Origin of the sequence: Streptosporangium sp. NPDC049644, from assembly GCF_040675205.1 — a bacterium.
GTDB classification, from domain to species: Bacteria; Actinomycetota; Actinomycetes; order Streptosporangiales; family Streptosporangiaceae; genus Streptosporangium; species Streptosporangium fukuiense.
This window is the reverse complement of sequence record NZ_JBFAOJ010000058.1, coordinates 1-12,707: the sequence shown is the minus strand read 5'-3', so window position 1 is coordinate 12,707 and position 12,707 is coordinate 1. Positions and strand designations below refer to the sequence as shown.

Sequence of the window (12,707 nt, the reverse complement as noted above, 5' to 3'; positions counted from 1 at the left end):
TTATTTTTTTTTAAAACCCAAAAATAATTGCTGGGGTCTGGGCGGGGGGGGGTAAATAAATATTCACCCCCCCCCCCACGCGGCTGTTACTAGATAATGAAAGATCGAAAATGAACTTCCAGGAAACAGTGCAGCGTTACACAGAACTCCTCCTCGGAGACGGCAGCTGGCTTACCGAGGAGCTTGCATGGACGGTTCTACGGCCGCGAGTCGGACCACTGACGCTGAGCGATGTCGCGCAGCGGTTGGCCGGGAACAGCCACGCACTCATCGTCGAGCGCGATTTCGAGGAGGCCTACACGGACAATGCTGTCGTACTCGACGCAACGGATGAAGCCGTGATGATCGTAGACCTTCACAGAACGAGCAACACGCCAGACCCGGACTTCATCGCCCAGCTCAGTCGCAACGTTGATGTCTGGCACGTCTCCTGGCATACGGCGCTGAGCCGACGGATGATCCATGCCCTGGATGGGCGCATCATCGCAGCCGTCCCCCATCTTGACCCAGCCGATGCTGTCGGCGAGGATCTCCACTCAGTCCAAGCCGAACTGGCTGCTCTGTCCGCAGCTCAACATGACCCCTGGCCCGCCGTCGAGGCAACCGCCCTGGCCATTGTTGAAAAACGCACAGGCGCACGGCTGCGCCTCGATTGGTTCGACCACGCTCATCCTTCGATAGCCATTGATCAATGACGTCAATGCCATGGTGGCCTTCTGTGTAATAACCCAGAGTTCGTTGAGTAGTTCAGCATGGCCATAGCTGCAGGACCTGGGCTTACCTCCTGGGATCCCTGGTTCTTTCGAGATTGATGAGACTTCAGAGATTCTGAAGGTCTATCGTCCTCGTTGTTCGTCTTGCATAGATGGCGAAGACGAGGAGGCCGGACTTGGCGCTGGCTGTGGTGAAGGATCTTCGCGTGGCCCGAGCCCCGGCCACCGCCGAAGACCTGGAGGCGCTGGAGACCGATGTGCTGGCCGGGTTCATCCTGGCCCGAGCGGCGGCGGGGCTGTCGGACGGCACGATCTCCTCAGATGTGGTGCATCTGGAGCAGGTGCGGGGCGGGCCTGGTTCGGGCGGCCACTGTGGGAGATGGAGCCCGCCGACGCCGACGCATACTTCGGCAAGGTGATGCGCGGCGCCGCCAGGGGCACCCGCTTGTCGCGAGCGCAGGCGATCAAGACCTACTTCCTATTCGGGGTGCCGTGTTGGGTCGGACCGGGGCGCCCTGCCGTGATTACTCCCGGTGGGTTTCCCCGGCCCGCCCGCCGCACCCGGCGTGCGTGTCTCCACGCACCGGGCGCTCCACATGCCTTGCCCGCTGGTCAGCCGCCTGAGGCGGTTGCCGGTGTCGGAGCCCATGGAGTCGCGATGTTGCCACCGCGGTAGCGGTAGCGCTTCACCGAGACAGTGGATGTGCCGGTGAAGGCGACTCCCTGGTGAGCGATTCTCCAGCCGACGTCGCAGAAGCGACGCCTGAACTCCGGCATCCCCATGCGGGCCTTGCCCGCATATTTCCGGCGGATCCGGGGCATGACGAGCATCCGAACGAAAAGTCCCGTTAGCGGGTGGCGCCAGCTCTGGCCGAGCCGTGGTCGATCGTAACCACCAGGACCTTCCCAGTTCAAGAGGTGGTAGGCGTGGCTGCTCAATGGCCCGGCGAGAGAGGTGCTCAGAAGTAACGGGAGCTGAAGTCGGTGGTGGGCCAGGTGGTGACCTTGCCGATCTCGGCGTTGATCCGCGGGCTCAGCACATCGAAGTCGAGGCTGCCGCTCTCCTCCCGGCGGTTGAACAGCGCGGCGTAGGTGAAGCCGTTCTGCAGCCGGGCCAGATAGGTGTAGGTACCGGGCAGCGAGCCGTCGTGCCAGGTGTTGAGATGCCCGGTCACCTGGCGCACCCACCAGCCCGCGCCGTACCAGGAACCGCTCGAAGTGACGCCGATCTCCGGCTTGGCGAACATCTTGCCGATGGAGGCCGCGTTGAGCACCGGACCGGCCGCGTCGAAGACCTTCGCGAACCTGACCAGGTCCACCGCGGAGGCCAGCCAGCCGCCACCGGGACCACGGTTGGTCATGCTGAAACCGCCGTACGGGGTGGGCACCACGGCGCCCGTAGGATCCGTGACGGTCCTACCGGTGAAACGCGACTCGTAGAACACCTCGCCGGGAGAGGCCTCGGCGCGGAGCGTACGGCCGAGCTTCGGCCGGGTGATGCCGACGGGCGCCAGCAGCTTCTGCTTGACGTAGGACTCGTAGCTCTGACCGGAGACCTTCTCGACGATCCGGCCGAGCAGCATGTAGCCGTAGTTGCTGTAGGCGTAGCGGCTGCCGGGGGCGAAGTCGAGCGGGCGGCTTCCCGCGTACGTGACGATGTGGCCCTGGGTGATCGGCAGCGGTACGCCGAGCGCGCCGGCGATCACGTGGTCCAGATACAGATAGTCCTTCGAGATGGCACTGTCCCAGCCCCCGGTGTGCTGCAGCAGCCGCAACACCGTCACATCGGCCAGCCGGGGATCCGCCGCGGTGGACAGGCCGAGCAGACCGGCCACCGAGGCACCCAGGGCGAGCCTGCCGTCCTGGACCAGGCGCATGACGGCGGTGGCGGTGACGTGCTTGCTCAGGCTCGCGACCCGGAAAAGCGAGGTGGGCGACACCGCGGGCACGGCCCGGCCGTCGCTGGAGTACCGGTAACCACGCGCCAGGACGAGCTTGCCGTTCTTGACGATGGCGAGCTGAGCACAGGAGATGTCGCGCTCGGTGATGTAGGTCTTCAGGACCCGGTCGAACCCGGCGAGCGCGGCGGGAACGACCCCGGACACCTCCACCGCCGGGGCGCTGCTCGCCCGCACGGGCGGCGCGCCGAGTATGACCGCGGGCACCATCGCGGTACCCGCCTGGAGAAGCCTTCGCCTGCTGAGCATCGTCACATGCGGTCCTTGGGTCGGCGATTGGAGGGGCTTTGAATATCGGTAGCGGATCTTAGGGTGCATTTTGGCTTTCGCCAATAAGGTTTTGGGACACCGGACTCGGTGCCGCGGGTGACTTCTGGCCCGGCTACCACAGCCGCACGCACGTTGGGCCGCAGGGATTCACCTACGGCGCGGTGACGGACGGCGTCCGGCAGTACCGCCTCCGGGTCGACCACGGCGGCCTGATCAGCGGCCTGGGCGTGCGGAGGGTGTGGCGGGCCTGGCGCCCCGGTCACGCCCAGGAGCGCACATGTCCCGGCCTCCGCTCAAGCAGTCGGGAGCGATCACCTTTGCACCGGCGAACGATCTTCCGGTTCGTCGTTTCGGTCCCGACCCACTCGTGAGACCTCGGACATCCACCCCCGGGCCGACAGTCTGTGCCGGACACGACGCCCGGATCTGATCGCCGACTGCGCCAGCGACCGTTGTGCCGCTCAGTCGGATGTCGTCCCGGAATGTTCGAACGGGCTCAGGCGGTCGGTCAGGAAGGCGATGATCTCGTCCCTGGCCTTCAGCGTGGGATGTCCGTCCTCGTCGACGAGGTGGGCGGTGACAACGCTGTGGGGGGTCCCGACCACGTCGTCGAAGAACGGTGGCGGGCTGGTGTTCGCGGAACCGCCCGGAAGAACACGGCCGTCGAAGGCGTCTCCGAGGAGCGCCCGGTAGGCGGCGAAGCGCCGGCCGGTGCACCAGCGGTCGTCGTCGAAGCGGTAGGCAAGAACCTTCAGTCCGTCGCGCGCGATGCGGTCTCGGACCGCGCGTGCGTCCTCGTCGCTGATCTCGAGTCCGGCAGGGTCGTCCAGCGGCAGCGACGGGTGGTTGACCACTGGCGCGATGACAGCCGGCTCAAGTGCCATCGTGAGAGCGAAGTTGCCGGTGAAGCACAGTCCGATCGCGCCGACTCCCGGACCGCCGCATTCGCCGTGGGCCTGGCGCGCGAGCCCACGTAGCCATGCCGTGACCGGGCTGGTGCCGCCCCCGGCGAACGCGCGGAACTCGGCACTGACACACGCGCGGCGGACAACCTCCGTACCGCCCTCGGCCGTGGGATAGGCACCGTCGATCCCGAAAAGTGAGGGGACATAGACCGTGAAGCCCGCATCCCGCACCCACCGCGCCAGTCGAAGGACGTCAGGACTGATGCCGGGCATCTCCGGCATCAACACGACGGCCGGCCCGGAACCCGCGGCGTACACCGTCTTCACCACCCCCTCCACATCCACGAGTCGGCGGGAGAAATCCGTGATCATGTCGTCAAGTCCTCCGCTGGCAGCGCTCATGGTGACAGCGTGGACCGATGCCCCGGCACAGGGTGAGAGGCCAGGTCGCCATGTATGCGGGTAATCTCGCCAGAGGTCGGCGGTGAGGAGGCGGGCGTGAGCGCGCTGCGGGTTGGCGTCCTGGCCTATCCAGGCTGCTTCGCGTCCGAGGTGTTCGGCGTACCCGATCTCTTGACGATGGCCACGCACGTCGCCGGACCGGACGGCTCCGGGTACGAGGTGTCGATCGTTTCGCCTCGTCGTCGTGTCGCCGCGTCGGGTGGTGCGGCGTTGGACGTCTCACCGCTGCGCGAGGTGGACGTCCTTGTCGTGCCAGGGTTCGAACTCGCGCCGGGCCTCGACGTGGACGCGAAGCTCGCACCCCTCGTCCCTGAGATCGCGGCGATCCGCTCACACGCCGCTGCGGGCACCGCCGTCGTCTCGATCTGTGTCGGTGCGTTCCTGCTCGCCGAGGCCGGACTCCTCGACCGACGCCGCGCCACGACGGCCTGGCTCCTCGCGGACGAACTGGCTCGACGCTGTCCGGACGCCGACGTCCGACCTGAGCGTCTGGTCGTCACCGACACGGGGGTGACGACAACGGCGGCCTTCAGCGCCATGTACGACTTCGCGCTGGATCTGATCCGCCGGCACAGCGGTGCCGGCGTGGCACGGACGACCGCACGGGTGGCGCTCGTCGACGATGCGCGATCGTCCCAGACTCCATATGTTGACGCGCGATTTCTTCCGCGGCCCGGAAACGAGTTCTCCCACAAGGTCATGCGACGGCTCGACCAACATCTTGCCGCCCGATACGACCTCGCCGCGTTGTCGGACACGTTCAAGGTCAGCACTCGGACGCTGCTGCGGCGCTTCGCGGACGAGACCGGCCAGAGCCCGCTGGAGTACCTGCAGTCGTCGCGCGTCCGTCGCGCCCGCCACCTCCTTGAGACCACGAACCGAACCGTCGCCGGCATCTCCGCCGCGGTCGGATACCAGGACCCCAGCACGTTCGCCGCCCTCTTCGCCAAGCACACCGGACAACGCCCGAGGGACTACCGCGCGGCCTTCCGTCGTGTCGACTGATCACTCGGACGGCCAGAGCGCCGGCCTGTCCGGAATCTCTGGAGCACCTCATCACGAGTGTGTACGGCCTGGCCGGACATGTCATCGTAGAAGATCGTTTTCCGGCTCTCGATGATGGAACTCGGGCAGATCGCCAACCCGTCACGGAACCTGTGGGGCTATGCGAGACGCGCGGAGGACCGGGGCCGGGAACCGCTGAGCAGCAGGCCACCGGCGACCGCGACCGCCAGGGCGGTGGCGCCGTGCACACCGAAGGCGGTGCTGGGCGCTCCACCGGAGAACAGCACGATGAACATGTCGCCGATCGGGATGAGCGCCGTGGCCAGCATGACCCACCCCAGGACACGGCGGTTCCCTGCCAGAACGACCGAGGCGATCACCAGGCCGGACACCACGTCCCGGACGCCCTTGACGGCAAGGAATCCCGCGCCCTCACCATGCGGCCAAGTCGGCAAGCCGAAATTGGGCGCCATGGACTGGGGAGCCAGCAGATAGCTCACCCCGATGTAGCCGATGAAGAGGGCACCGACGACAGCAAGGGCGGTGCCGATCGTGGCACGAGACGGCAGTTTTGCCGACATAACGGATCTCCTTCAACACGGGCGAGGGTCAGGACGCCTGGCGGTCGCGGGTCCAGGCGGGGCTGTCGAGGAAATGGTTGTCGTAGAGGTCCTGGGACGCGAGCAGTTCCTCAAGCGTGGCCTCGCCCCGGCGGAGGCGGTCGAGCAGGCGGAAATACTCGAAGCGCTGGATGCCGGGGGCGACGATGATGAGGAGGTCGGCGGTGTGGCCGGGGGCGGCGGCGAACGCGTGGGGTGTCAGCGGGGGCACGGCCGCCACGTCGCCCCGTTCCAGCGTCACGATCTGCTCGCCCGACAGGACGCGGGCCTTGCCCTCCAGAATGTAGAACAGCTCGGTGGAGGTGGTGTGGTGGTGAGGCACGGCTCCGGCCGCGCCTTCGGTGAGCGTCATCCGGAGGGTGCTCAGCGCACCGCCGGTGTCGCTGGAGTCGAGCAGCAGCCGTCCGGTCGCCGTGGGCGAGATGATGGCCTCGGCGTCGACTTCGCGGACAATGGCGGTTTCCACGATCATTGACATGTCAGGCTCCCTTCGAGCGCGGAGGACACGAGCCGTTCTGCGTAGGCCCGGTCGACCGGCGCGCCTGTGATCATTACTCGGTAGTAGAGGGCGCCGGCCATCTGGTCGAACAGCGCCTCGGCGTCGAGGTCCGCGCGCAGCTCGCCGCGCAGGCGCGCCCGCTCGATCAGGGCGAGCGCGACGGCGTTGCGCTTGGCGTACTGCTCGCGGGTCAGCCGGCCGATGTCCTCGTGCCTGGCCGCGGCGGCCACGAGCTCGCCGACCGCTCCGGCGGAGGGGCCTTGGCGCTGTCCGGCCGCGCGCATGCGGTTGAGCCCGGCGGCGATCTTCTCCAGGTAGTTGACGAGGTCGGCCCGGATGTCGCCGGTGTCGGTGATCTCGTCGTCGGCCTGCAGTCGCGCCACCACCGCGACGGCCAGGTGATCCTTGGTCGGCCAGCGGCGGTACAGCGTGGTCTTGGCCACTCCTGCCTGCTCGGCCAGCTCGTCGATGGACAGACCGGTGTAGCCGCGCTCGAGCATCAGGGCGGTGGCGATCCGCAGTACCCGCTCGTCAACCTGTGTGTCACGCGGCCGCCCCCTAGGCACCATGCCGACCCCCCATTACGAAACTCATGTAGCGAAATAAAAACTACCCCTCACCACAGAATTACGCAACTACAGTTTCGTAATTGGTGGAGGTGGTGGCGGAGGCCTGCGGCGAGGTGCCGTCGATGGACGAATGACCACCATGGCCATCGCCGCCGGCACGAGCGCGGCGGCGATGGCCGGCAGCGCGACTGCTCATGCCTCCGACGTGGTCTGGGCGGCCGGTTGGTGGCGCGGGGCGGCGAGGTCGTGGGCGGAGCGGGCCAGCCAGATCATGATCAGGACGCTCGAGACCACGCCGAGAGCCTCGACAGCGCTTCCCCCGTCCAGGAACGGCAATGCCGCCAGTACCAGAAAGATCGGCGTCACCAGGGCGGTGACACCGTATGCGACGGTCGCCGTCTCCCAGCGGGGGTCGTACCTCTGGGCCCGTAGGACCAGCACCATCCAGACCAGGCCGGCCAGACCGCAGATCGACTCCGCCGCATCCGGGACGGGCCGGCCAACGAGGTCGAGTACGCCGATGACGGTGAAACCGCCGTACCCCAGCACCCCCGCGCCCCGCATGTACGGCCGGTCGCCGCCCAGCACCCGCATGAACAGCAGCACGACCACCCACATCACCGCAGAGTCGATCACCGTCGTATCCGCCCAGATCAACGACGCGGTGACGTGGAGCAGCCACGTCGTAGCCGTCGCGACGTAGAGCGCCACGCGCAACCGCAGGGTGTTCCGGTCCTGCCGGGGTGGCGGCCCCGCCGGCGGCCCGCGCAGGATCTGCCAGATCCCCCATGCCCAGGACAGCCCGGCCAGGACCAGGAGGAGCAGGTTCTGCCCTGTCGCCGCGACGCCTTCGGTCATGGTCGCGAACAGCGTCAGCCACCACAACGGGCCGAGGTCGCCAGAGGTCAGGGCGACGACGACGGCGACCGTCAGCGCGGCGCCGTACAGACCGGTGACGAGCAGGGCGGGCAGGGCTGAACGGTGACGACGCAGCACGGGACGCTTCCTGGGGGTTCAGGGGGGATGGGAGCGAACGCCTCACCCTACAATCGATCATGAGGAGTGACGCCAGGCGGAGAGCGTGCGTCCGCGGGCGCGTTCGAACGCCGCGCCGGGGCGTTTTCGCCAACCGCCCCGACAACGCCCGCGCCCTGGTCGCCGCCGGAGCGGAACCATGGCGACCGATGATGGCCGGCCGGTCCCCGACCTGTTCACCGTCCCCTCCCGGGAGACCAGCACTCTCGGGTCAGGTATTCAGCGATCTTTGCACGGCGGCGTCCACCAACTCGTGGATCTCCTGCTCGGTGAAGATGTCGGGCAGTGTCAGCCGTTCCACGATGAGCCAGTTCAGAGCGAGGTAGAGGAGCATCACCGAGGTCGAGTCGCCGGGCAGACCCGAGGCTGTGTGGTGGCCGATGTTGGCGTCGATGTCCTCGCGGATGCGTTTGGTCAGCACGGCGCGCAGCTCGGGGCGCCGAGTGGACTCAAGCCGGAGTTCGAGCAGGGCCAGGTAGCCGGAGTTGAAGGCGGAGACCCGATGCACCAGTTCGTGCATGAGCTCGGCATAGCGGGTTTGGTCCTGCACGCCTTCCCGGCTGCGGGCGATCGTGGCCTCGTCGGGCAGCAACCGCTCATAAATACGTCCACCGACCTGGGTGAACAGGTCGTCGCGGTTGGCGAAGTAGTTGGAGGCCGTACCCGGGGGCACGGCCGCCTCCGCGTCGACGGCCCGGAAGGTCAGCCCCCGCGCTCCCTCCTTGGCCAGCACCTCGATGGCCGCGTCGATCAGCGTCTGCCGCCGCTCGGGGTTTCTCCGCATTTGACACCACTCCACCTGTAGTACTACGTTCTAACCACTCCAAACAGAGTACTACATCGGGAGTTACTCGATATGCGAAAGCTTGTCTACTACATCGCCGTCTCGCTCGACGGCTACATCGCGGGCCCCAACGCCGAGTTCGATTTCTACCCCGTGTCGGACCAGATGGTCGCCTGGATCAACGACCGTTACCCCGAGACCCTCCCCACCCATGTCCGCAAGCTGGTCGGCCTCGACGACGCGCCCAACAAGGTCTTCGACACCCTGGTGATGGGCCGCGGTACCTACGAGCCGGCCCTGACCGTCCCCACCACCAGCCCGTACGCCCACCTGCGCCAGTACGTCGTCTCCAGCACGCTGACGATCGACGACCCCACCGTGCGGGTGGAGACGGGCGACCCGATCGAGCTCGTCCGGCGGCTGAAGGCCGAGGACACCGGCATGGACATCTACCTCTGCGGCGGTGGCAAGCTCGCCGCCTCCCTGCTCCCGGAGATCGACGAGATCATCCTCAAGAGCTACCCCGTGGTGGCGGGAACGGGCATCTCCATGTTCTCCGGAACGTTCCGCCCCACCCTGTTCACCCCCGTCCAGCGCAAGTCCTTCGACAACGGCACCCAGGTCACCTGGCTCACCAGGGCTTAGACAGGACAGATCGTTTCCCATGGACGCTATCCGGTGCCGTCAGGTACCGCGACGACGACATCCGTCGGTCTCGGCCGAGCTCCCATGTCAGCGGGTTCGCTGACTTCTCGCTGACTCTGGCCGGCTGCCCGGTGGAACCCGTTACGGCGGGAGCAACCTGCTCCGGCACTGTCCCCGGATGGTCACCGCCACCCACCGGTAGATCGGCGTCGGATCGAAACCGTCGGCTTCGGGGAGGGCGACGTCAGGCGGAAGCCGTACGATTTACCACTATGAGGTCGCGGGTGACGGCACTGGCCACCTGCTTGATCACGTTGGGCTGTGCTGCGCAGCCCCCACTCATCGCGTCGACCCCCGCACCGTCGAGCGCGCCCACCGTGTCGGCCTCTTCGGCATCAACCGCGCCTACCACGGAGATCTCCAACAGGTGGGTCCGAGTCCCCGGTCTGCCAGACGACGAGACGTGGGAGCGTGGCCTGCGCGACGTGACCGCCGCCGGTCCCGAGTTGGCGTGGGCGATCGGGAGCACCGGCTGGGAGGACAACGTAAGGATGTCGCTGCGTGCCTGGGACGGGTCACGGTGGCGCGCGGTGCCCGTCGAGGATGCTCAGGGCGGCCTGGCGAGCATCGACTCCGACGGGCCGCGCAACGCGTGGATGCTGGGCGGAGGTTACGGCAAGACCCTGGCCCAGCACTGGGACGGGCACGCCTGGCGGCGGCACCGGCTCCCTGGGTACGGGCAGGACGTGGCCGTGGACGGCCGCCGGGTGGTCGTGATCTCGAACACCGCGGTACTGACCTGGAACGGCACCGCCTTCGTCACCGAAAAGGTGCTCGGCGGCGAGGAGACCAGGCTGGCCGCAGTGGACAGCAGCGCCGGCCACACCTGGGTCACCGGGAATCGGGATGAAGAGCAGCCCGTGATCTGGCACGGGCACAACGGCAGGTACCAGGAGACCGCGCTGCCCGAGGGCTACCTCACCGCGATCTTGCAGATCAGCCCCGACGACGTCTGGGCGGTGGGCAGCATCGGCGAGCGGCCCCTGGTGCTGCACTGGAACGGCCGATCCTGGGAGCGGCCCACCGTCCCGCCATGGAAGAGCGCACTGCAGAGCGTGACCGCGTTCGGGCCTGACGACGTCTGGTTCGCGGGCAAGGACCACGACGCACCCGGTGGGGTCTCGGTCCTGCACTGGGACGGCCGGAGCTGGACGAAAGAGGTGCCCCCGCCGGGCGGGGAGGGGCACCACGCACTGATCGAGCGGATCCCCGGCACTTCCCAGCTGTGGCTGATGGTCAACGTGGCCAACGGCGATTCCGAGTCGATCGTCACCTTCCGCCGGAAATAGGGAGCGCCACGGCTGTCGACGACCGTTGGGTTTCGCACGCCCACCGGCCGGTCCCACCCGCGCTCACAGCGGTCCACCACCACCAGCGCCCGCACAAACGGCCACTTGCCCGACCGCTGTTTTCCCGGCGGACGCTACCTGACCGTGATTGATCCTACGGTCGCGCTCATGACAGAGAACACATCCGTCGTCCCCTTCCATATCAACGTGGCGCAGGCCGAACTCGACGCCCTACGGGATCGTCTGACCCAGACGCGCTGGCCCGGGGAACTGCCCGGTGTCGGCTGGAGCCGAGGCACGCCGGTGGCTTACGCCAGGGAGCTGGTCGAGCACTGGCTCACGGGCTTCGACTGGCGGGCGCAGGAGCGCAGGCTGAATGAGCTGCCGCAGTTCACGACCGTCATCGACGGACAGACCATCCACTTCGCACACGTCCGTTCGGATGATCCCGGCGCGCTGCCGTTGCTGCTCCTGCACGGCTGGCCCGGCTCGTTCGTCGAGTTCCTCGACGTGATCGAACCGCTGGCCAAGGAGTTCCATCTGGTGATCCCCTCGCTCCCCGGGTTCGCGTTCTCGACGCCGCTGGCCGAGCCCGGCTGGACGGCCGCCCGCATGGCCGGGGCGTTCGTCGAGCTCATGACCGTGCTCGGCTATGAGAGGTACGGCGTTCAGGGCGGCGACACCGGCGCGTTCGTCGCCCCGGAGATGGGTCACCTCGCCCCCGAGCGCGTCATCGGCATCCACCTCAACGGCGTCCTGTCATTCCCGGCCGGGTTCGAGGGAGAGGACACGCAACTGTCCGAGGTGGAGCGGCAGCGCTCGGCGGAGCTGGAGGAGGCCACCGCCGGCTACGTCCCCATCCAGTCGCGATCGCCGCAGACGCTCGCGTTCGGCCTGACCGACTCGCCTGCCGGGCAGCTGGCATGGATCGCCGAGATCTTCCACCGGTGGGCCGGGACGCCTGTCGACCGCGACCGGTTCCTGACCAATGTCAGCATCTACTGGCTGACGGGCACCGCGGGCTCCTCGGCCCAGATCTACTACGAGCAGGTGAACGACCCGATGGCGTGGGTGCCGAAGCCGCGCGGCACCGTGCCCACGGGCGTGCTGCTCGCCGGGTCGCATGAGTACGGCATCCGGCCCTACGCGGAGCGCGACCACAACATCGTGCACTGGTCGCAGCAGGACGACGGAGGGCATTTCTTCGCCATGGAAGAGCCTGAGGTGTTCGCCGAGGATGTGCGGCGGTTCTTCGAGAACCTCAGGTGAGGTCGGTGGCGATCGCGGTCGGCTCCTGACCGCGATCGGTGCCAGCATCATCGTGTGTTGGAAACCTCGGCCCGGCTACTCCGTCTGCTCGCACTGCTCCAGGTCCAGCGCGACTGGTCGGGGCCGGAGCTGTCCGAGCGTCTCGAAGTGAGCCCCCGGACCATCCGGCGCGACATCGACAAGCTGCGGGTTCTGGGCTATCCGATCAACGCGATCGGCGGCGTCGGCGGCGGCTACCAGCTGGGGGTCGGCGCCTCACTGCCGCCCTTGCTGCTCGACGACGAGGAGGCGGTCGCCGTGGCGGTCGGGCTGCGTACGGCGGCCGACGGCGCGATCACGGGCATCGCGGAGACCTCCGTGCGGGCGCTGGCCAAGCTGGACCAGGTACTGCCCTCACGGCTGCGCCACCAGGTCGACATGCTCAGCTCGGCCATGGTGGTCATGCCGATGCCCGGGCCGATGGTCGATCCGTCGGCGCTGACCGCGATCGCCTCGGCGGTGCGCAACCACGAACGGCTGCGCTTCGACTACGTCTCGCATGACGGTTCGGAGACCGTACGGGATGTGGAGCCGTACCGGCTGGTCCAGAACGGGCGGCGCTGGTACCTCTTCGCCTGGGACACC

General features: G+C 67.6%; 15 protein-coding genes. 7 read left to right on the top strand and 8 right to left on the bottom strand.

Annotated elements, in window-relative coordinates; all coding sequences use genetic code 11:
* The first annotated feature begins 110 nt into the window (after nucleotides 1–110).
* A complete protein-coding gene (locus AB0J58_RS28120; RefSeq protein WP_364220944.1) occupies nucleotides 111–695 on the top strand; it encodes a hypothetical protein in 585 nt (194 codons plus the stop codon).
* Nucleotides 696–919: 224 nt separating this feature from the next.
* Complete coding sequence (locus AB0J58_RS28115) at nucleotides 920–1,132, top strand: hypothetical protein (protein ID WP_364220941.1); 213 nt, start codon at nucleotides 920–922, stop codon at nucleotides 1,130–1,132.
* Nucleotides 1,133–1,672: 540 nt separating this feature from the next.
* On the opposite strand, the gene AB0J58_RS28110 is transcribed toward AB0J58_RS28115, so the two are convergent.
* Together AB0J58_RS28110 and AB0J58_RS28105 are read right to left on the bottom strand one after the other, a co-directional pair.
* A complete protein-coding gene (locus AB0J58_RS28110) occupies nucleotides 1,673–2,920 on the bottom strand; it encodes a serine hydrolase domain-containing protein (RefSeq protein WP_364221036.1) in 1,248 nt (415 codons plus the stop codon).
* A 482-nt stretch (nucleotides 2,921–3,402) separates the two neighbouring features.
* Nucleotides 3,403–4,185, bottom strand: coding sequence for a dienelactone hydrolase family protein (locus AB0J58_RS28105; RefSeq protein WP_364220938.1), 783 nt, complete (start codon nucleotides 4,183–4,185; stop codon nucleotides 3,403–3,405).
* Nucleotides 4,186–4,344: 159 nt separating this feature from the next.
* On the opposite strand from AB0J58_RS28105, the gene AB0J58_RS28100 reads away from it, so the two are divergent.
* On the top strand, nucleotides 4,345–5,313 hold the full coding sequence (locus tag AB0J58_RS28100; protein ID WP_364220935.1) for a helix-turn-helix domain-containing protein: 969 nt from the start codon (nucleotides 4,345–4,347) through the stop codon (nucleotides 5,311–5,313).
* A gap of 158 nt (nucleotides 5,314–5,471) precedes the next feature.
* Here the strand turns inward: AB0J58_RS28100 and AB0J58_RS28095 are convergent, their stop codons facing one another.
* From AB0J58_RS28095 to AB0J58_RS28075, 5 genes are all read right to left on the bottom strand, one after another.
* Nucleotides 5,472–5,894 (bottom strand): DUF4267 domain-containing protein, encoded by a 423-nt coding sequence (locus AB0J58_RS28095; protein ID WP_364220932.1) that lies wholly within the window; start codon nucleotides 5,892–5,894, stop codon nucleotides 5,472–5,474.
* A gap of 28 nt (nucleotides 5,895–5,922) precedes the next feature.
* Entirely contained in the window at nucleotides 5,923–6,411 is a 489-nt protein-coding gene (locus AB0J58_RS28090) for a cupin domain-containing protein (protein WP_364220929.1), read from the bottom strand.
* Nucleotides 6,402–7,001 carry a TetR/AcrR family transcriptional regulator gene (locus AB0J58_RS28085; RefSeq protein WP_364220926.1) on the bottom strand — a complete coding sequence of 200 codons (600 nt, stop codon included), beginning with the start codon at nucleotides 6,999–7,001 and terminating at the stop codon, nucleotides 6,402–6,404. Before AB0J58_RS28085 ends, AB0J58_RS28090 begins: the two co-directional genes overlap by 10 nt.
* A gap of 192 nt (nucleotides 7,002–7,193) precedes the next feature.
* On the bottom strand, nucleotides 7,194–7,997 hold the full coding sequence (locus AB0J58_RS28080) for a hypothetical protein (protein WP_364220923.1): 804 nt from the start codon (nucleotides 7,995–7,997) through the stop codon (nucleotides 7,194–7,196).
* Nucleotides 7,998–8,247: 250 nt separating this feature from the next.
* Entirely contained in the window at nucleotides 8,248–8,820 is a 573-nt protein-coding gene (locus AB0J58_RS28075) for a TetR family transcriptional regulator (RefSeq protein ID WP_364220920.1), read from the bottom strand.
* A 72-nt stretch (nucleotides 8,821–8,892) separates the two neighbouring features.
* On the opposite strand from AB0J58_RS28075, the gene AB0J58_RS28070 reads away from it, so the two are divergent.
* On the top strand, nucleotides 8,893–9,465 hold the full coding sequence (locus AB0J58_RS28070; protein ID WP_364220917.1) for a dihydrofolate reductase family protein: 573 nt from the start codon (nucleotides 8,893–8,895) through the stop codon (nucleotides 9,463–9,465).
* A 244-nt stretch (nucleotides 9,466–9,709) separates the two neighbouring features.
* Here the strand turns inward: AB0J58_RS28070 and AB0J58_RS28065 are convergent, their stop codons facing one another.
* Nucleotides 9,710–9,889 carry a hypothetical protein gene (locus AB0J58_RS28065; protein ID WP_364220914.1) on the bottom strand — a complete coding sequence of 60 codons (180 nt, stop codon included), beginning with the start codon at nucleotides 9,887–9,889 and terminating at the stop codon, nucleotides 9,710–9,712.
* A gap of 61 nt (nucleotides 9,890–9,950) precedes the next feature.
* Between AB0J58_RS28065 and AB0J58_RS28060 the strand changes: the two genes are divergently transcribed.
* The 3 genes from AB0J58_RS28060 to AB0J58_RS28050 form a co-directional block, all read left to right on the top strand.
* On the top strand, nucleotides 9,951–10,814 hold the full coding sequence (locus AB0J58_RS28060; protein WP_364220911.1) for a hypothetical protein: 864 nt from the start codon (nucleotides 9,951–9,953) through the stop codon (nucleotides 10,812–10,814).
* A 168-nt stretch (nucleotides 10,815–10,982) separates the two neighbouring features.
* On the top strand, nucleotides 10,983–12,083 hold the full coding sequence (locus tag AB0J58_RS28055; RefSeq protein WP_364220908.1) for an epoxide hydrolase family protein: 1,101 nt from the start codon (nucleotides 10,983–10,985) through the stop codon (nucleotides 12,081–12,083).
* A gap of 54 nt (nucleotides 12,084–12,137) precedes the next feature.
* The coding region (locus tag AB0J58_RS28050) for an HTH domain-containing protein (RefSeq protein ID WP_364220905.1) at nucleotides 12,138–12,707 on the top strand (570 nt) is incomplete at its 3' end.

Coding starts and splice junctions, on each gene's coding strand:
- AB0J58_RS28120 (WP_364220944.1), top strand. CDS start 111: ATGAACTTCCAGGAAACAGTGCAGCGTTACACAGAACTCCTCCTCGGA.
- AB0J58_RS28110 (WP_364221036.1), bottom strand. CDS start 2,920: ATGCTCAGCAGGCGAAGGCTTCTCCAGGCGGGTACCGCGATGGTGCCC.
- AB0J58_RS28095 (WP_364220932.1), bottom strand. CDS start 5,894: ATGTCGGCAAAACTGCCGTCTCGTGCCACGATCGGCACCGCCCTTGCT.
- AB0J58_RS28090 (WP_364220929.1), bottom strand. CDS start 6,411: ATGTCAATGATCGTGGAAACCGCCATTGTCCGCGAAGTCGACGCCGAG.
- AB0J58_RS28085 (WP_364220926.1), bottom strand. CDS start 7,001: ATGGTGCCTAGGGGGCGGCCGCGTGACACACAGGTTGACGAGCGGGTA.
- AB0J58_RS28075 (WP_364220920.1), bottom strand. CDS start 8,820: ATGCGGAGAAACCCCGAGCGGCGGCAGACGCTGATCGACGCGGCCATC.
- AB0J58_RS28070 (WP_364220917.1), top strand. CDS start 8,893: ATGCGAAAGCTTGTCTACTACATCGCCGTCTCGCTCGACGGCTACATC.
- AB0J58_RS28055 (WP_364220908.1), top strand. CDS start 10,983: ATGACAGAGAACACATCCGTCGTCCCCTTCCATATCAACGTGGCGCAG.